Here is a 19052-nt window from a genome sequence, read left to right on the forward strand (position 1 = left end):
ACCACTCCAAATGCCTGCCCCAGTGACAGACTTGCAGTTAATGAAAAAAACTTCGTATTTGTCTACCCTAAACGACCACCTGCAATATTTTCTTCGTCAACGCCGCCTGCCGGTTCAACATCCTCACCGGGATTCTGAGCAGGCTTTCGAAAGACCGGAAAAATAATACCCGGTCCCGTATCAATCATGCCCTCCCGGCAGTTATCCGGCAACAGCAGGACCGGTTCCCCGCTGGCATTAAAACTACAGGGCTTGTTCAGAATATTGATATGGAACACATATGCACCTGATGGCAGACGCTCGCCGCGCACTATTTCCATATCGATAAAGGTCACTACCGGTTCGTTGGCAATGGTTTTACCAACAAAAACTGCATTTGTGACCGTATCGCCGATTTGCAAGAACAATCTACGGTATTCTGGAAAACGCAGCGCCGGTCCGGCCGAGATCGAGTCCAGCACATCGTTGTAATCACCGCTTCTGAGTTTTTCCACATGCAAATCCACTATCACCGCATTGTCGGCCTTGAAACGGTTGCACCGGTCGGCGTCAGTGGGGTCGGGCACGGTAATATGCGGCGGCGCAGGTATATCGCCGCATTCGACCGGGCTGATTGGTATCATTATACCGTTGATGAGACCATCTTCGCATTCAGCAGCATACGTGCCTGGCAGGTTAAACTGAGTCAATGGCAGATCAATAATCGACAACAGGCCGCCCGTGTCGACAGTAGCCGCCCCGGCAAAATCCGAGAGCGAAAACCGGTCATTAGCATCGCCATGCGCCAGTTGCCGCTCCAGCGTATAGCTTCGGTCCTCGGAACCTCGCCCCACAGTAAACGCACAATTGGTATTGAGCCCGACAAAAGCAAACTTGCGGAAAACCGTTGTATCATCTTCATCTTCCGACCGCGTGCCGACATTGATAAAAGCCATTGTAGCGCCGCAACCGCCCATGGTATCAGCGATTCGCTGTGCTATGCCCGGCAGAGCGGAATACGATGCCCTGCCTACTTTAATCGTAAAGTCTTCAAAACCGGACAAACGCAAATTTTCCGAGCATTCATCTTCACACTCACGCTCCGGTGGCGGCGGCAATGCTTCAAGTGCCAAACAGCGGGCGTTAGCCACGGAAAACAGCCTGCCGCGTGCCGTTCTGGTAGCCCCACTATCACAAGGAAGCCCCCACATCGGTACTGTTTTGCTGAATCCGTCACCATTGATAGTCAATTCTTCGCGGTTGGTGCCCCCTATAATCGTAATACTGGCCCAACCGGAAAAATCGGAGCCATTCAATAACAGGCCTGCCTCATCGGTTTCCAGCCGTTTCGGGATTTCCAGTGTAAAGGGGCGGCTGACCAGCAGATTACCACCTATGGGTGCTTCCGCCGCGCCGCCGATTCCGCCGCCAAGAAAAAGAAAGGGACGCAGTATGGGTTGGTCCAGGTCCTGGCTGCCAATCACGATTGCGGCACCCCCCAGCAACGCTTCGATACCAAAAAAATCCAGCACCCATTCGAGAACCGCTGCAAATTTGGCAATACGTTTGATTTGCTTGATCGCTTCGACAGGATCGCCAGATATGCGTACCATGGTGGCGACATATTCCTGCGCAGCGGCCTGACGCACCTCATCGGGACAATCTTCCTCGGTGTCAGAAGGGTAGCAGTTTTCACTCACGGGCGGCGCCGGAACCACGCCGCATTTTACCGGTCCGATCGGGCGCATGACGCCAGACACTGCTTCATGGTCCGGCAGGCAGCCGGCATTGCTCCAGTCACCGCGCAAACCTATCAGGTAAGCAGGCAGCGCCGTTGTGCTGGCTTTGCGCAAAGCGCTGCCACCACTGTCCGACATCAGCAGCACAACTCCCTGAAAATCTGAATGACTGCCCGTTGCCGTCGGGTTTGTTTCAGCCAGTTGAATCTCCCCGGGCGTTCGTACCGCTATGAATTCATCCGGCAGATTATCCAGACGAAAGAAACAGCCATCCAGTGTGGGCAGTTGCTGTTGCCAGATAAATTCCCGAAATACAGGCTGTCCCGGATTGCCGAAATTACCAATATTCACTCGCATGGCCATACTGCCCGCACATGCAATTTTGGCGCGGTACGCTGTGGAGGCGAGCGTTTTATCGGCATCGCCGCAATCCTCATGGTCATTCTCGTCAGCGCTCAAGTCGAGGATCACTGTCACCTTGCGCGCCTTGCGATCTTCCACATTGTCGACCGGCAAACCAGCCGCAGCACGGCGCAGCTGCGCGATTCGTTCGCCCAGCGCAGAAGCGGAATGATCAAGGATATCTCCAGCACGAATTCCTTCATCAATAAGCGTTTCGCGTACGCAATGCGTTCGTCTTGCTGACAATCCCAGATTATAAGTGTCGCTGGCAGTCGTGCTGGCCTCTCCAACCAGGCGGATATGCATGCCAGCAGCATCGGGAAAATCCACTTCAGCATCGCGCACTGCAGGAAGAATCGTATCGCGGATAAATCGCCGGTGCTCGGTTTTAACAAATGACGCATCAATGTCGAAATTCTGCAATTCCCAGGATTTGAACGCCGGGAAAAAAGGAAATAATGGCAACACCTCGGTTGCCGGTACTTCTCTGGCTTCTCCCGGGCCCTCTTCGGCTTCACCATAACACTGTCCGACTTCTTCGGGATCGGCTGCCGGATTGACCGGATCCAGTTGCAAAATCACATCCATCGCGCTGAGCGTGGCCGGCCCGACATCGCCATCGACCACCAGCGACTCACCATTGGCATCAGTATGACTGCGCTGAAACTGCTCGACAGCAGCATCAGTGTAGCGACCGAACGTCTGTGTAGTCATCTCGCTGCGCACACCCGCGCGATCGAAGCCTGAGCAGTTGGCGTTCAACAGCAACCGCTGAATCAATTCAACAGCGGGGGCGCTATCTCCGCGCTCTACGATCCGCAGGTGCCCCGGTCCGTCAAAAACCGACTGGCGCACACTTTCAAGTGTAGGATCAAGTAAGAAATCTTCGGGATCAGGGCAGTCTGGCGTATCGGGGTCGGCGGCTGCACACCCCGCATCACCGCAAGCCCGCTGAATCAGTGGGCTGCTACCTTGCTGCTGCAAGGTATGGACCAATTCATGGACAATCAACAGTTTCCCGGGGCGCGAGTAAGGCTGATATTCTCCATCGGCAAAATAAATATTGGAACCAAGCGTAAACGCCCGAGCGCCAAATCCTGCGGCCATGTGATCGGCCCGTTTGCCCGTATGGACACGGACGCGGCCGAAACCGCTGCCCAGGCCCGCTTCAAAAAAACCACGGTTTTCAAGCGGCCTGCCGCCGAATGAACCACCGGAAAACAGTTCCGACGCCCATGCCGGTTCCAGATTCGCCTCATCTCGCATTTCCTGATCTTCTTCATCCGGTTTTCGCTGCAGTTCTTCCTCACATTGACTGCACGCACGCTGTACCTGTGATTTGCCTGTCGATATATTGTTTTCAATAACAGGTGCAGCTACCTGAACGGCGCTTTCATCTGGCGTAACAGAGTGGTTGACAACTTGCTCGGCAATACGATCAGCCTCTTTCTCGAACTGATCGTTTGGTTGTCCGATTCGAAGTTTGGTTTGTATGCAGCGGGATGTGCGCAGAATATCAGCCACTGCACGCTGTTGCTGCGCCTGTGTTCGCTGGCGGTTTGTCGCAGTTTTAATCTTTTCTCTGGCAGTTGCTGGCTTAGCTGCGTTTTTTACCGCTGTCTCCACATCTAACCTCTTCAAATGGAATTACCATTTTTTGGCCCCGGCATCGCGGGTTCACGATAGACTAAAAATGACCTGAGATACCGACACCCGTACTTACTTGCCTGACATCGGTCAAATTGTCGGGATCGGCAGTCAGGTCGAGCTGAAAATCCAGATTCAGTCCATTACCCAAAGAAACGGGAATATCGAGTTCGAGCACGCCATTCTGAAAAAAATTGTAGGCCTTTAATCCACCACCGGTGCCGTAAGATAAAACACTGCCGAATGTTTCGTTGGCACCGAAAAATCCGAAACCGGTCTGCAGCAGATTCACACCCACGCCATATCTCAGGAACGTGTCCCACATTAAATCGTTATCTCCGGGATACAGCGATGCTACGCGATAAAACTGATGTGCATTTGCCCGGAGATTATCGTCGATATCCAGTTTCAACGCAGTAACAAGGCAGGGAAAATCGGGAAACTCCGGGCTGGCATAACACCGGCTGGTATAGATCGAACCGCTGCGCGGTGCTGGAACCGAAGCTGAAGGAGCATTGTTTTTTGACTTAATCGGATCCGGTTGCTGCTGCCGTTGAATAATTGGTTCAGCTACTGATGACACTGCAGCAGAATTTTGTTCCTGCTGTACGGCTTGCGCTGCAAAATGGTCTGTTCCCTGATCGTATCGATCATTGGGCTGGTCGATCCGGATTTTAGACTGGGTTCTCTGTTTTCTGAGGAGAGACTGCAAGACTTCAGAGTGGCGGAAACTTGACTGCAGGCCCGACCGTTTTACCGGTACCGCAGCAGGTTTGATTTGTTTTCGTTGGTTATACGCTTGCATCATCAAGTCACCTCTCAAGTTGATGATGATTGATAACGTTAAGACACCGACATACCGTCATGATCAATATGCCAAGAGCTGGGAAAGTCACCTGCAGCCCTTCTGGTATCAAGAAAGATTAAGTCGCTGCATGCATACGGAGGGAGAGTGAAAAAGCGAGCCATTAACTGCCTCGCTTTTTGCAATCTGATCTCTCAAATCACACTTAAGGGTATTGAACCCCACATCAAGTCCGTTAAATGCCTGTAAGCTTCAGAACCAAAGTCTCCTCTGTGTACTAACTCTCACAAAACCCGTTCTCAATCTGCCTATACCAATAGGACTGGCGCGTGAAATTCCATGCTACTCCATCAATTAAAAAAGTCAAGCTTTTTGTTGCTTTAATCATTCCACTTCAATTTCCCGGCCTGCTTCCAGACAAGAGTGGTCGCAGTTCGTAACTAAATTTATTTTAAATTATTAGTTTTCATAACCGAAGACGGAGCCACCACGGCCAGACTGGCCTGTGGCATCATGTTATCTGCCACCATCCACTGATTATTGATATCCGGATTGGAACCGATCGGATGTACTCTGACACCAATGGTACAGTTGCTCATATAGTTTTGCCGAACAATAAACATACGTCCCATTGTGCCAAAAATCCGAATACCCTCAATCTCAGTCTGACGACTGAATGAAAAACGCTGAATTGTAATATGATTATCAATAATCGATAAATGATTGCAGTTGCCGCAAAAAATTCCACCTCTGCGATGGACCGTTACTGGCGGCAGCAATACGTGGATGGTATTGCCTTCTATTGTGACTCGGCCCGCTTGATAGCGCTGATTCCCGCTCTGTTTACGGTCGCTGACACCGATGTGTATGCCTTCCTGGACGCCATCCAGAGAATTATTCAATATACGCACATCCCTTGCAGTGCGTCCACCACAGACAATGCCTTTATAAGCGACAGACGGATTCTGACTGCCTAATGCGGTAAACCAGTTTTCAAATGGGAGAATACTGGCACGATAAACCGGATCGGTCAGTACTCTGGCAGCAATTGTTTTAGCGGTATTTAACAATAGCTGATTACTGGCAACTGTGTTAGCGCCGAGTTCCTGGGTCAGACTCGTTTTCCAGACATTGCCGGCCACAGGTGATTCAATCATGATGCGACGATTGCTGTTGACCGCATCCATTTGGATATTCTTCTTCCCGGCAGCGCGTGTACTCTCAAAATTCCTGACTTCGCCATTGTTGATCAGCAGACGCCGCGCTCTTGCGGCAAAAAGCCTGTCGCCCAACTGTGTCTGCAGTGTCCAGCTGCGCGGTTTGGGACGTGTTTTTATATGATTGTCCCGAACCGTCAACCGCTCCATATTCAAAAACAGCATACCAATCTGCTGATGCCCCACATCGCAGTAACATCCCTGGATTTGCGCCGTGCCTGTTTGCGAATCGGTATGCCGCACTGTTAAACATGTTGCGCCCGGCCGAGTACCGGCCGCATTACGCAACGTTACCTGATTAAGGTGTACTTGCGCACAGTTTTGAAACGTCAATGCGCCATTAAGCGTTTTTAAGTCTCCAGCGTTGCCGGCCGAGCGGGCTTCGACATACATGTCACGTATCGTCACACTGGCGCATGCCTCGAACCGTAACGCCGTTTCACCTGTACTGGTGATAATACGCGTGCCGGGGCCTGCCCCGGAGATTTTCAGATGGCCCTTGCCCTGTACCTGCTTTTCCGTCGACAGCTGATACTCTCCCTCGCGAAAGCACAACGAAGCATCCTGATTGTCAAAGATCTGGTCAAACACAGATTCCCAGCCTGGACGCGGGAAAACAGTATATGTCGCACATCCGTCAATTTCACGTTGACATAACAGGTTCAATGCATCCTGGACACTGCGGATTTCAGGCGCCTGCAATGACTGGCATAGCGTTTCATCCTTAATAACCGGCAACGTCGTCGCCGCATGATGGCACAACAGTGCGTCGATAATCTGCCTTACATTGGCCCGCATATTTGAACTGTCTGGAAAATCTCCCCCCAGCAGTTGCGCGAGCAGGCTGGCAACTGTAGGTTGGTCGTTGTCTCCGCAGTCAGGCACGCGATAACATACATCCCCGGCCTGCAAATCCGTCAGTGGTGGAAATCCAAAGCGCTGGCAAATCAGGCTCTCTTCCGGCGCGAATACACCACCGCTTATCGTACCCAGCAACATGTAATGATGATGAATACCAGCAGGTTCGGCAGTCGACAACAGCGTTTCACCCGCTACATTGACCGTCTGCCGCACCACTGTATACCAGAAATCTCCGGCCAGCATCTGCCAGTCTGCAAGCTCTATGATCAATGTCATGACGTCATGATTGATTGATATTGTACTGCCTTCAATCACATGGCCGTGCGCATCGGCGCTTGAGCTGGTAGACAGCGTTACGCCACGGTCGGCGCCACCCAGCAACACCCATTCAGTACCGGATTTCTCGAGCTCACAATATCCGTCCCACCGGCGCACTGCGGTAAAACCCGAGGGTGCCGAACCTGGATATCCATTGACCAGTTCGCCACGGGCCGGTGTAAAAGCCGTTGCCAGATGCTTGCCTAAATGCTTTTCACTGTCATAGGTCTCGGGCGTCAATGCATCAGGATCGGAGTATCCGTCAAAAAACTCGTATACCCAGTTACTTGAACTGAAACCGGGAGGCTCGTCGTCAATTATGTGCTGTTCCGCACCATTTTCCGAAGACCATTTGAGTACCACTCGCTGCGGCTGTCCGCTAATACCATCGTACTGAACATGGTGCACTTCTACCCGAAACAGGTAATTTCCAAGCTTGTCCTGCAACGCGATCTCATCAGCACAAGGGTCGCATGGGTCAGGTTCGGTGCTGCCCTGGCGCACCGTCAATGTCAGTTTTGCATTACCCACAGACGGATTTTGCACATTGTCTTCAGGATCCACATCGGTTTCGCACCACTTGACCTGCGCCATCGTTTGCGTCCGCGTACACGTATCTGCACCGTGCAGGCCCGGATCGCGCAGGTCAGTATCTTCCAGTGCAATAACGGTGCGTTCCCAGATGTCGACATACAATCGATAATCCCCACCTGGCAACGTCGGAGCACCGGGAAAATCTGCCTGGTGCTCATATTCGAAAACAATTCCACTGGCATCCGACAACGTTGCTGCGGGATCCGGGCGCACCTGTGCAATCAAGCCGTCAACATAACAATAACCCCACTGCAGTGCATAACTTCTGCTGCCATCCGGATTTTCGGTAATACCGACCAGCCCTCGTTCTCGCGGCGTGCCACTGCCGATCACATCGATCAGAGCATTGGTCACTCTGCTTTTATCAATATCTGCCAACTCATTCCAGTCAGCATCGGTCAGCATTCTACCCATTTGCTGGTAAATACCGGAATATCGCTTTTTGGCATCAAAACTGTTTCGTGATATATGTGTTTTCATAGTCAGAATTCCGTTAGTAGCAGAATAAAACGCCAGGCTCGATTTCTACAAACAGCAGTTCCCCTCCGTTCACTCAGGAATAGCCAGCAAACGCGAATCGGGAATTACAAGCGCTTGCTTATCCAATGGCAAATAGTCGCGTAATTTTTCAACCACGGCATCCGCAAGAAAACTCAAATACCCGCTGTGATACGCACCCATTTCAGTGCCGTCCTCTGCGCCGCGTGTAATTGTTCTCGGCGTAGCTGGATGCAATACCCCGCTGCTACGGTCGCCAAAACGCTTTGACAGCATGACCGGCAAATCCCGCGTGGTATGAATCAGCCGCATATCGCCCGCATCCTGATTCCGCGCTATGCGCGAATAGCGTAAGCAATGCTGCTCCGGCGGCGTCAAATCGGGCAAATGATGCCGGTGTATCAACCCCAGAAAAATACAGTCGCTGGCAAGAAGGTATTCGCTGAGTGTGGATTCCAGAACAGTGCAGTATTCCAGCTTGACTCGCCCGCGTGCCACCTGTATCTGTCTGAATAAACAATTTTGCGCAGTAATCACGGCAGACACTTTATCGATACTGTGCACTTCCACCTTGCGCGCGGCACATTTCACTAATTCCACGCGACCCGAATCCAGTTCCAGCGTATTCAGTAAATTGACGCCCTCAAAGCGCCAGGTATGAAAATCGGGATCGCCCACGCCATCTTCGACCTGACCAAGCTGAATCGTACGGCGGATATTGACCGGAACAAAGTTGTCTTTACCGAATGTTCTGTTCCGATAGACCGTGGTATTGTTTTCGGTAATTACGTCGATAAGCCTCAAAAATGCTTCACTCGGTTCTTGAGACCAGTTCACCGTTTGTATCCGGTCCGGAAAAAAACCGGCTGGCGGCACTGTGTAAAGCAGAATCCTGTCTGGATGGAAATGGCCAGAACACCAGTCTCCGCTGCGAAAATCGACAGTACGGCGGGACACATCCTCAAAGCTGTTCGGGTAACATGGCGCGCCATGAAAACTCACTTGGCGCCAGGTTCGTGTATCGCCATCGATACTGCTTTGTTGCGCGGCAGGATTGCTGGTGTTTGATTTTACCGCTCCTGAAGGACATCTGAAATCAGGCGTCACTGCCGGCAGACCAGGATGACGGGCAGCAATTGAAGGTGGCGTCAAAGGCACTGCATCTGACAATCCATAATGAATTTCAGGCATTAACGGCACATTCAGCCGGGGCGTTACGGCAACACGTTTCCATCCTTCCTGAAGCACCACTTCCAGCTGCGCAACCGATTCGGCAATTTCTTCAACAACACGCAGTGTACCTTTTCCCTGACGCCAGCGTATCGCTCTGGCGATTTCATCGCGCCGACCCTTTGCAAGCGGTGAAACCAGGCGCACATCAAGCAAATCAGCAAAATACGGCAACAGCCAGTCCTGGCAAGCCGGCGCACCAGCATTCGGATTGTCCGGAAAATGATCGGCCAGAAACTGTTCCAGCGTCGCATGCAGCTGATTCAGCAAAACTGCATTACCGGAAAAATATTTCTTCAGATCACCGCTGCCTCCGTATTGCCTGCTGTCACGATTACGGTAAACAGCCGGTATTATCCGGAAAAGCGTTTCTGCATGATTTTTGTCAGCCATATTTTGTCCTATAAATCGAAGGCCTGCGCCGTGATATCGATTACCGATAATGCTCTGTCGATGTATACCGCCTGATAGTCAAATACCGATACGCGTTTAATGGCGCCGTCAATACCCCGGGTGATCAGTCGGGTTGTCACCGGATTACCATCAGTATCGAAAAACCCGTCAGGGTTAATCTCACATTGGCTGTTTGCAACACCCGTAACACCTTCCACGACTTTGAACACGGCACTGAGATAGAACGGTTGTCCCAGTCTTGAGTTTTTCAGAGAAAACGCAGCTGCCAGTGTCTGCAACACTTCCTCTTTTACCAGATCCGGATCAAATTCATCGGCTTTAACACGAATAACAACTCTGACGTCGAGAATGACCGGCTCAAATGGCTCCACTTGAATAGCGACACCAGGCAGGGCATGGTTCCGCAGATACGCACTCACTGCATCTGCAAGGCCACCCGGCTTGCCACCCCCAGCAGGAACAATCGCAACCTCAATGTGTTTTTTGCGTACTGACGATTTTTGGTAAGCCCGCGCCTGCCACACGCCGCTATAACGTGCTGCAAGGTGCGAAAAATCGGCAAGCGACACTGCGCGATCAAGCGCCAGAATACTACCGGGTGCATTGTCACGCATCGATTCGACGGCTTCCATATCATTTCCACCGCTCGACGGTATCGGCTGGTATATTGCTTCAACGAGTGGATCGGGTTTGACTGCTTTCCTCAAGCTGTTTGCAGCCAGATTTCCGGACAAGCCACCGCCAACGCGATGTATGATACGAACATTATTACTGCCGGTGGGCAAACGACGGCCATGCACCCCGTCACCGAATTCGATCTGCAACGTGCCATCCTCCTTCATCCGCACGGCATAGTGCGGATCTTCCGGGCCGGAATCGTTCAGCGTAGCCACCTGCTGCCAGGTCCGGTTTTCAATCTGAATGGTGATTGCTGAACGCACGCCGTTGGGGAATTTCGGATCTGCAACGAAACTAATCTGTTCAACATCAAAATCGAATTGCTGGTTCAGTCGCGTAGCGTCTCCCGAGCCCAGTATTTTTTCCTTTCGCGTCTCCCCATGGCCGGATTGCACTACATTGCCGTAAATTTTTGTGTAATAACGGGTATAGTCATTAGTGACTCCACTGCCGGTCAATTCGCTGCCGGGAATGGCCGGTTCAATCTTGACCCGCTTATTTAACAAGTCAATATCCTTGACCATTACCGCCATTGCGCTGCTTTTGCCTTCGACAATCAATTTCCTGCCGATAGACAATAACTCCGGGAATTGTATTAGCGCCAAAGGCAAAAAACTGTGATTGTCTGAGCGGTGCTGCGGTTCGATCAAAAAAACGGGCGTTTCGTTGACATCATAATTTGACGGTCGCAATTCCACTTCAAACTGGGCGAACAACATTATCCCATCTGCAGAAAAAGCACCCGAAAACTCAAGCTGATAATCATGTTCATTTTCAACGAGGGCGGTCACAACCGCCGCACGCCCACCGGTACCTGTCTGTACAATCAACCAGTCTCCAGTCGACAGCATTCCCGGGTCGCCATCGAATGACATGTACTGAGGTTTGCTCTCGAGCACTGTCGCAACAGCTTCAGCAGTTACTGAGGCACTGTCTTTCGGAATAAAATACACCCGATCATAATAATCGCCGTTTTTGTAGGTATATACCGGCTGCCCGTCCTGGTTATACGTTGCATAACTGTTAATCTTTTGCAAATTTTCATCAAACAGGCCCCATTGCTCCCGATGATCAACCAGTGGCAGAATCACGCGGCGCACGCTACTGCCGCCCACATTCATATCACGCGCATCAGAAAAAGCAGTCAAATAAAGCGCCGTGCCCGGAACAGGGGCCGTACGCGACAAACGTACACGATCATTCTGAATTTCCTTGACGATCGCTGCTATCCAGGTTGATCCCGATTTCCAGGCAATCACCGCATTCTCGCTCAGACCGTGATCGGATTTTAGTATCACCACATTATCACCGCTGATTCTGGGCGACTGCTTGAAATCGGGCTTGAGCAAAAGCCGCACCTGGTGTCTTTTGCTAACTTGCGGGAAACCGGCCGGTCTGTTTTCTCCCTGCAATATGACCTGCTGATTGGAAACACCAGTGACTTTAACCGCCAGTCCTTTGGTCTGTGTGCCGACATCAACCAGCAGCATGCCAGGGGTACCAACAGATATGTCCTCAACCGGCGCACTCAAGGGGAAAACAGCCGAACGAGTACTATCGTTGTACACAAAATCAATTTGTGATTTATTCCAGTCGAGGACTCGAATCTCATTCATCCTGCTGTCGACATCCAGATCGTTCAGTGTTTCAAAAACGGACGGCTTGCTGCCGTCTTCGGGTGCATTCTTGAAGGTAAAACCGGCCGTGAGCGTCCCTGATTTGCCATCCTTGGCCATAATTACGATCGGTGTCTGGGCGGAAGCTGGTGGCGCCGGATGATAGTCGAGCATATTTACAAGACGACGCACATGCCGCCACTGCGTCGCGGTTCGAATAAACGTCTCATTGGCGTAAGCATCGAGATACTCGCCAAGTATATGAACTGCCCTGGCATAGCTGCGCAGGATCTCCCAGGCGTAATCACGACGTTCAGCGTGATATTGCTGCAACCAGCGTGCCTGGCGCTGCTCAGCCGTCTCATTTGATGGCTGTGCTATAGCCGTTTCCAGCGACTGCCACTGTAATTTGCCACTCTCGGTGAACGAATCACGCTGAGCCTGCCGCAATGTTTCCAGGAATATAATGGCATTACCATCCACATAACGGAACCGTCTCAAACCGGAACGGTTCCAGCGCGTCAAATCTTTTTTATCAGGCAGCCCGTTCATCCGCGTTGACCTCCGTGCAGTATAACGCGCAAAATTCCCAGCGCCGGTTGCTGCGCATCGTTATTACATGTAGCGATTTCCAGCCCTTCCAGACGAATGCGTCCTGAATCGGCCTGATTCGGATAACGCCGGCCGACACGTTTAAACCGGTTCAGGCAGACCGCGTCCACTCCGTCCAGACTCATAATCGTTTCGATAATATCACCCGCATGCACATCTTCGCCAAAAGCCAGCCGCCCCGGTGCAAAAAAGCCCCCCAGCTCCGTGCTCAGCGAGAAGTTAATGTCATGACGGATTTCAGATTGAAAGTAATTTTCGGCCACACGCACAGACAGTGTAATATTGATACCGATAAACTGCGCATCCTGTAAAAACACTTCCTGAGCAGCCATTCTGTATGCATCCAGGTATGGACGCAGAATGACCCGTGGAGTGGGTTCTGCCGCCCAGTCAACATCATCGAGCTCATAACGGCGGTTGAACTGATCGACTGACGCCTGCAGTAATTGAAATGAATCAGCACCGCCGACCGCAGCCACCGTCAATGGACTGTCAAGCATCATGTTTTCCGATATCACTACAGCGGCATACACAGTATTCCATGACCCCGTCCAGCTGTTGTATGCATGCGCACGCAACACCAGCGGATGGTCTTCCAGCCTTTCGGCGTAGTCATCTTCGGTCACCATCCGTTTTTGCATATAAATGGAGCGCGGACCAAGCGTACGGGCTTTTTCCATTTCATGCGGGTATAGTGTCCAAAAACTGTGCAGCGTTTCATTGCGTGCGCGCTGCACAAAATCCGGCGCGTTATCAAGAAACTGCTGTACCGCATCAAGGGCTGCTGCCGTGGCGCTTAAAGGGTTGTCAATAAATGCCTGCAGGCCGGACTGTTGTGCCGGCGTCAATTCGTCAACAACATCCTGATAGTCCGAGAGATATCGTTGTAATGACAAGTGAAATGCCCGTAACCGTATTCTTCTGGCCGCTTCACCCTCGCCGGCAGCGCCATCAGCGTCAGGAATCTTTGCCTCTGCTGCAGCCTGACTGACTGCATCGTATCCGATCATTGCCAGTAACCGCCGTACTGAATCCGGCCGCTGCGCCGTCTCGAGAAACGCCTCAGCCTGTACACGATCAAGCATATCGGACAGTTGATCCAACACTACCGACAGCGTTTCTACAATCACCACTTCCATGTCGGCCGGCGTCCATCGCCGCCTTTCCGGAAAGCGCGCTGCCAGTTCCTCGAGCATAAACAAGCGGAAGCCGTCATAATCGCGTACCAGCCAGTCGAAGTCATCGCCAACAACAGGCAATGGCTCAGGCAACCTTACCTGCCGATATCCGCAGTCGCTGCAGGCATCATTAAAAAACAACTCGGATGACGGTTGTTCTGCCATTTACTTGCTCCCTCCTACAACAAACTCGAGCTGCTCGCCTTGATTCAGCGTCGCCAGCGTATAGGCAATCGTGATATAGAGTTTTTCTCCATCTCCCGTCACATTCACTTCAAGACTTGCCGGCGCGACCTCTCCTGCCAGGGTTTCATTGAGCGATGCGGACAGGCGTTTTTTGGTCACCTCCCACAACGCCTGGCTGTTTGGTTCAAACACCAGCGCCCGAACACCGATACCGAATTCCGGCCGATACCAACGTTCCCCCGTATCTGTAAACAGCACCTGTTCGATCTGTTCACGCACATGACGCTGGCGTGTGCTTACTGCAGCACCGTTTTCTCCGATCTGCAGCGGAAACTTCATGTAATCGGGATTATTCAACCGGGTCGCCATCACTTGCCCCTCCTGTAGCTTTCACCATTGTTTTCATCCGTCATCCGTTCACTGTGCCTTGGTTTTAGTGGTTAATACAACCGGTGTCAGCGGTGGCACTGGTGGTCCAGAGGGCGACCCTGGCGCTGTACATACATGCGTATGTGCGTTGAATAAAGACAGAAATGTCTGTGCCTTAATCAACGGCTCACCTCCTTGACCCGCCACGTCGACTGTTGTGCCTTTGATAACGATCTGAACACCCTCGACCGTAATGCCGCTGGCGGCCATCTGTATGGTATTACCGTTACTGTCTTTGATTTCAGTACCGCTGCTATCCATCGTCAGGCGGTTGCCGTTGGCATCTTCCAGCGTAACAGTATTGCTCTGTGCATCGAGTGTCATGGAGTTGCCCGCTGCGTCCGTGGTGTTGACAGTTCCTTGCGGATCAATGGTCATTTCGGTACCGGATGGATGTGCCAGACGGAATTGCTCTTCCCCACTGGCATCATCAAACTGAAGCACATGCCCGGACGGAGTGCGAATAATCCGCGTCGTCGGTTCATCCAGCGCGGCTTCCTGCGGCGTGTCGCTCTCCTGCTGCCAGAATACGCCAACCCAGATTGGGTGGTCCAGATTTCCTTCTTCGAACTCCACCCATACCTGAGCATCCACCTCCGGAATCATAAATAATCCCTGATTGGTCAGGCCGCCAAACGGCAGACAAGGCAGCGCCCAGCCGGTATCCTGGTCACCCAGTACCGAAGGCACACTCACCTTCAACCGGCCACGTTTCTCGGGATCCTGGTTATCAGTCACAAAACCGCGATATTTTCCATAGTAACGCTGCTGTGACTGCTGTGCGATTTGATGAATCAATTGTTCCATTTACACCACTCCCGCTAGCGGATTGTCAGACTCGCCCAGATCATCGCCATAGGCATTTCGCAGCAGACGGAAAGATACTTTATATCCGTTGATGTCAAAACGGTGCGTCGCAGAATCGACATAGTATGTACCGCTGTAACGTTCCCCGACGCCATCTACGCCGACGGGCTCGCCGATACGCAATACATGACCGTACAAACTGCCGTCGAGCTCGCCATCCACATTGATTTTCATCGACTGTTCATTGGCCATGTGCTGGGCGATGGCTGCCATTTGCGTCGCATCGCTGACACCCTGACGCTGCGGCCGCCAGATAAAATCATTTAATCCCGCGCCGGTACTGTCGGCCCACTCGTTGCCAAGTCTGCGCAGATTCGGCGTTACTTCGGTTGCCGGTTCTTCGGCACCGACTTCTGCCGCTACCTGATACGCGACACTGTCCGGTTTATGGCCGTCGTCCTGAATATTAAAGCTGATGCAGTTGGTGTCCGGACCTGCGTATACCATTATTGTCGGCTGCGTTTCGGCATCAAGCCGCATTTCGCCGAAATGCAGCATGCCTTCCTGAAAAATGATTTCGTATCCATTAGCCTGAGCGCGGCGCTGCAAAAATTTAATGTCGGTCGTATTCTGCAGTACATCCTGTACTGTCTGGCCTTCACCGACCTCCCCAAGTATGCCGAGATCGTTTCGGATCGCTATTTCGGTTGCAATTGCACCGTCCGTTGTCGGCGCATCCTGTCCCCAGCGCTGCTCGATGTGTTCACGGTCCAGTTGCAGCGAGTGGTCCTGACACGATACCGTAACCTTTGCACCACCACGCTCCGGCGGATATTCGGCGCGCACTTCTTTGATGTAGCCACGCATCACTTCTTCCGTTTCATCACCGAATACCGCTTCGATTCTGACGGATACCCACGGTTTGAAGCGGTCGTCATCCTGCACGGTCCAAAGCCCGTCCTCCAATCGACGCGCCTCAAGCACCAGCGTTGCTGTTGTGGCACGACTGCGGTCGGCTTCCACAGTCACTTCAACCAGTGCCGGATACATATCATCGATTTCCTCGTTATCGAGCTTGACGACGCACTCGGCCGGTTGCAGTTTCTTTTTACTGAGCAGATCCAGAAGCCCCATTTCCGTTTCCGTTATTCGTTAAACTTCAATTCATTCCTTTAATCTTGGGATCAGCAATACCGATCCCTGCATGGTCTCATCGAGCATATCGCCGGCAAACAGAAAAGCCGGGTTGGCATCGACGATGCGCCACCATAGTCGATCATCGTTATAATAGTGGCGCGCCAGTTGATCAAGCCGGTTACCGGCCTGGATTTCATGTTCAATCATGCCGGCCGCCGGACCGATTTCGCGTGCACGTACCCCCGGAAACACATCATCGCCGTCATTTTCCGTTTGAAAAAAACCGGCATTTCTGTACCGTGATTTTTTTAATAACATCGCACCTGTCCTTTTTTAAAGATTCATCTCTAAAATGACGCACCGAAAGACGCCGAGAACGACACCGACACACCACTGGCCAGATTGATCGCCGCGCCAGCCGTCTGGCGTATTTTTTCCACCTGATAAAACGGATTGTTGCTTTCAATCACCTGAAAACTGAGCGTCACATTCGCACGGTAAGGCATTAGCGTCGGCAAATGCGCCACTTCCTCTACCTGTACGCTGGTCAAAAATACCGGCAGTACATGCGTACCCCAGACCAGCAACAATACCGATGGATGTTCATCACGCTGAAATGCCTTGTTGCCCCCCAGACCGAGGCTGGACAGCATTTGCACGCCTCCGGGCCCCTGCGTCTTGGGTTCGACCATACTGCGCAGCGTATCCAGTTCAGGCTCTATACCAAACGCAACCGCGGGGCCATGTCCTGGTGAGGACGGGTCGCTCATGCGATCGGTGGCATCTATCAGGATTTGCATACTGAATTGCTCAGGCTCGATTGTGACACCTTGCGCTACGCGCGGTGTTTCAGTGGGCAGGGCAAAATCGTAACCGCCGCGCGTTCCCGGTGCGTTACCGGTCACAATACTGATTGAACGCGTGCGCGAAAGAGTCTGGGGATTAAATTCAAATTGCAGTACCAGCGGTGGTATCGACAATCCGTACTCAATCAGAATGCCTCGGGTTAAATTAATCAATGCCACGTCTTTTCTCCATCGATGGGTTGTATTTGTTTTGCGCGGTAGATATTTCAGTATCCTGACTGTATAGACCGGACTGTTTCGATTGAGCAGGAGCGTGCAGTTGCCCGTGAATTGACTGAGCAATCCGTCTAGCAATCACCTGATCGGTTTCGCCATTGAAAATAACCACACCGGGAACCATGAGCGTTTTGTATTCATACGATTGTGTCAGCGGCATGCGTGCAAGCTGTCGCGCCACTTCGCGTGCAATCGCATCGGCCCGCTTTTCAAAACCTCGCGGCAGCTTCAGGTTCATTTTTTCGATCGTTAGCATGCACTCGTTCATATCAGGTGTTCTCCATTCCGCATACAGACTGCGGCAGATAATTTGCCAAGGGACCAAGATCATTTTTATTCAGTTGTGGCCGGTCTTTGGCCAGTTCACGGTAAACGGCAATTGCGATATGCTCCAGCGAAATCGGTTGTTTTTCTTCAGCCGCAAGATACGCAGCGTGCAGCCCGGCATTACGAATATTGCCGCCGGTCAGGTTGACTGCCTGCGACAAAAAACTGATATCCAGGTCATCAGCTCGCGGAGCGCGCGGAGGCAGCATCCGCTGCCATAACTGCGCACGCGCCCTGTGATCAGGCCTTGGGAATTCGACAACAACCTGAAACCGACGCGAAAAAGCCTTATCAATCTGGCTACGCAAATTGGTTGTCAAAATGCATGGACCATGATGATCCTCAATGCGTGCCAGCAGATAGCTTACTTCCATGTTCGCATACCGGTCTCGCGCTTCCTTGATTTCACCACGCTTACTCATCAGCGCATCGACTTCATCGAATTGCAGCACCATTTCCCTGCCGTGCGCCGCGTCGAACAGCTTGCCGATGTTTTTTTCAGTCTCGCCGATATACTTACTGACCAGGCGCGCCAGATCGACCCGGTACAGCGGCCAGCCCATTTCATTGGCAATCACGGTTGCCGCAAACGTCTTGCCTGTACCCGATGAACCGCTGAACAGCGCCACCGGTCCACCCAGCTCATAACCGCCCCACCGGTCGACCACAGTCTCGCGATGACGCAGCCACATCAGATATTCACGCAGAATCCGTTCTCGATCGGGCGGCAAAACCAGGTCGTCCCACACTGCGCGCTGCCTGACCGGGTAGGCGCCGGGCGGGGTCTCCTCGGCTTCCGGCAAATCCATCAGGCGTGCCAGCGCCTTTTTACCGGGACGTAACAATGCAAACGCACTGTCATGATCCGATTCGATCAGATTGAGCCGCCGTAATTCTCCACCAGCCGCGGTCATTTGCCGAACATGATGAAATTCATTGTAATCCAGCGCCAGTATCTGCTGCAGCAATGCGGCAGTTACAAACGGTTGCGGGTTTGCCGGCTGTAGTTCCTGATACAGCCAGCCGGTTTTTGGTAGCGCTTCGCTTGCCAGCACACAAGCCAGTACGTCAACACCAAGCGGCGTCAACTGCCGGACAGCCAGTTTGGCCCATGGATTGTTGATTGATTGACGTAACCGATCAACCTGGGACTGAAGCTCTTCAAGCCGTTTCAGCGCATCATCCTGCGGATGTCGTCCGGTACGTGACAACAACAGGCAGTGCGCAAGCATTTCGACGCGTTCCCATTCGGCCTGCAAATTTACGGGTGAGATGGCTTCAACGGCGGCGTTCATC

The 19052-nt window shown here is 52.2% G+C and carries 13 protein-coding genes; all 13 read right to left on the reverse strand.

What is annotated here, in order from left to right; genetic code table 11:
- Positions 1-62 precede the first annotated feature (62 nt).
- The 13 genes from BMY62_RS06435 to BMY62_RS06495 all read right to left on the reverse strand — a co-directional run bounded on the left by BMY62_RS06435 (position 63) and on the right by BMY62_RS06495 (position 19051).
- Positions 63-3746, reverse strand: coding sequence for an eCIS core domain-containing protein (locus tag BMY62_RS06435; protein WP_090657859.1), 3684 nt, complete (start codon positions 3744-3746; stop codon positions 63-65).
- 61 nt (positions 3747-3807) lie between these two features.
- Positions 3808-4575 (reverse strand): hypothetical protein, encoded by a 768-nt coding sequence (locus BMY62_RS06440; RefSeq protein ID WP_090657861.1) that lies wholly within the window; start codon positions 4573-4575, stop codon positions 3808-3810.
- A 443-nt stretch (positions 4576-5018) separates the two neighbouring features.
- Positions 5019-8042, reverse strand: coding sequence for a DUF6519 domain-containing protein (locus BMY62_RS06445; RefSeq protein ID WP_090657862.1), 3024 nt, complete (start codon positions 8040-8042; stop codon positions 5019-5021).
- 69 nt (positions 8043-8111) lie between these two features.
- Complete coding sequence (locus BMY62_RS06450) at positions 8112-9683, reverse strand: phage tail protein (RefSeq protein ID WP_090657864.1); 1572 nt, start codon at positions 9681-9683, stop codon at positions 8112-8114.
- An 8-nt stretch (positions 9684-9691) separates the two neighbouring features.
- Complete coding sequence (locus BMY62_RS06455) at positions 9692-12550, reverse strand: baseplate J/gp47 family protein (RefSeq protein WP_090657866.1); 2859 nt, start codon at positions 12548-12550, stop codon at positions 9692-9694.
- The gene (locus tag BMY62_RS16335; protein ID WP_218142943.1) at positions 12547-13953 is read right to left on the reverse strand and encodes a baseplate J/gp47 family protein; all 1407 of its coding nucleotides are present in this window, start codon (positions 13951-13953) and stop codon (positions 12547-12549) included. The genes BMY62_RS06455 and BMY62_RS16335 overlap by 4 nt, the downstream gene beginning before the upstream one ends.
- Entirely contained in the window at positions 13954-14343 is a 390-nt protein-coding gene (locus BMY62_RS06465; protein WP_090657868.1) for a GPW/gp25 family protein, read from the reverse strand.
- A gap of 48 nt (positions 14344-14391) precedes the next feature.
- Entirely contained in the window at positions 14392-15210 is an 819-nt protein-coding gene (locus tag BMY62_RS06470; RefSeq protein WP_090657870.1) for a phage baseplate assembly protein V, read from the reverse strand.
- Positions 15211-16344 carry a phage late control D family protein gene (locus tag BMY62_RS06475; protein WP_090657872.1) on the reverse strand — a complete coding sequence of 378 codons (1134 nt, stop codon included), beginning with the start codon at positions 16342-16344 and terminating at the stop codon, positions 15211-15213.
- A gap of 30 nt (positions 16345-16374) precedes the next feature.
- On the reverse strand, positions 16375-16665 hold the full coding sequence (locus BMY62_RS06480) for a hypothetical protein (protein WP_090657874.1): 291 nt from the start codon (positions 16663-16665) through the stop codon (positions 16375-16377).
- A 29-nt stretch (positions 16666-16694) separates the two neighbouring features.
- Complete coding sequence (locus BMY62_RS06485; RefSeq protein ID WP_218142944.1) at positions 16695-17372, reverse strand: CIS tube protein; 678 nt, start codon at positions 17370-17372, stop codon at positions 16695-16697.
- Complete coding sequence (locus BMY62_RS06490) at positions 17359-17685, reverse strand: hypothetical protein (RefSeq protein WP_177170317.1); 327 nt, start codon at positions 17683-17685, stop codon at positions 17359-17361. The genes BMY62_RS06485 and BMY62_RS06490 overlap by 14 nt, the downstream gene beginning before the upstream one ends.
- 13 nt (positions 17686-17698) lie before the next feature.
- Complete coding sequence (locus tag BMY62_RS06495; RefSeq protein ID WP_090657878.1) at positions 17699-19051, reverse strand: ATP-binding protein; 1353 nt, start codon at positions 19049-19051, stop codon at positions 17699-17701.
- Between the last annotated feature and the right edge of the window lies 1 nt (position 19052).

Source organism: Nitrosomonas marina, from assembly GCF_900111605.1.
Lineage (GTDB): Bacteria > Pseudomonadota > Gammaproteobacteria > Burkholderiales > Nitrosomonadaceae > Nitrosomonas > Nitrosomonas marina_A.

Bases quoted from the DNA above. Each gene is read 5' to 3' on its own strand.
- BMY62_RS06445 (WP_090657862.1), bottom strand. From the start codon at position 8,042: ATGAAAACACATATATCACGAAACAGTTTTGATGCCAAAAAGCGATAT.
- BMY62_RS06475 (WP_090657872.1), bottom strand. From the start codon at position 16,344: ATGGGGCTTCTGGATCTGCTCAGTAAAAAGAAACTGCAACCGGCCGAG.
- BMY62_RS06470 (WP_090657870.1), bottom strand. From the start codon at position 15,210: ATGGAACAATTGATTCATCAAATCGCACAGCAGTCACAGCAGCGTTAC.
- BMY62_RS06465 (WP_090657868.1), bottom strand. From the start codon at position 14,343: ATGGCGACCCGGTTGAATAATCCCGATTACATGAAGTTTCCGCTGCAG.
- BMY62_RS06455 (WP_090657866.1), bottom strand. From the start codon at position 12,550: ATGAACGGGCTGCCTGATAAAAAAGATTTGACGCGCTGGAACCGTTCC.
- BMY62_RS06495 (WP_090657878.1), bottom strand. From the start codon at position 19,051: ATGAACGCCGCCGTTGAAGCCATCTCACCCGTAAATTTGCAGGCCGAA.
- BMY62_RS06450 (WP_090657864.1), bottom strand. From the start codon at position 9,683: ATGGCTGACAAAAATCATGCAGAAACGCTTTTCCGGATAATACCGGCT.
- BMY62_RS06490 (WP_177170317.1), bottom strand. From the start codon at position 17,685: ATGCTAACGATCGAAAAAATGAACCTGAAGCTGCCGCGAGGTTTTGAA.
- BMY62_RS06480 (WP_090657874.1), bottom strand. From the start codon at position 16,665: ATGTTATTAAAAAAATCACGGTACAGAAATGCCGGTTTTTTTCAAACG.
- BMY62_RS16335 (WP_218142943.1), bottom strand. From the start codon at position 13,953: ATGGCAGAACAACCGTCATCCGAGTTGTTTTTTAATGATGCCTGCAGC.
- BMY62_RS06440 (WP_090657861.1), bottom strand. From the start codon at position 4,575: ATGATGCAAGCGTATAACCAACGAAAACAAATCAAACCTGCTGCGGTA.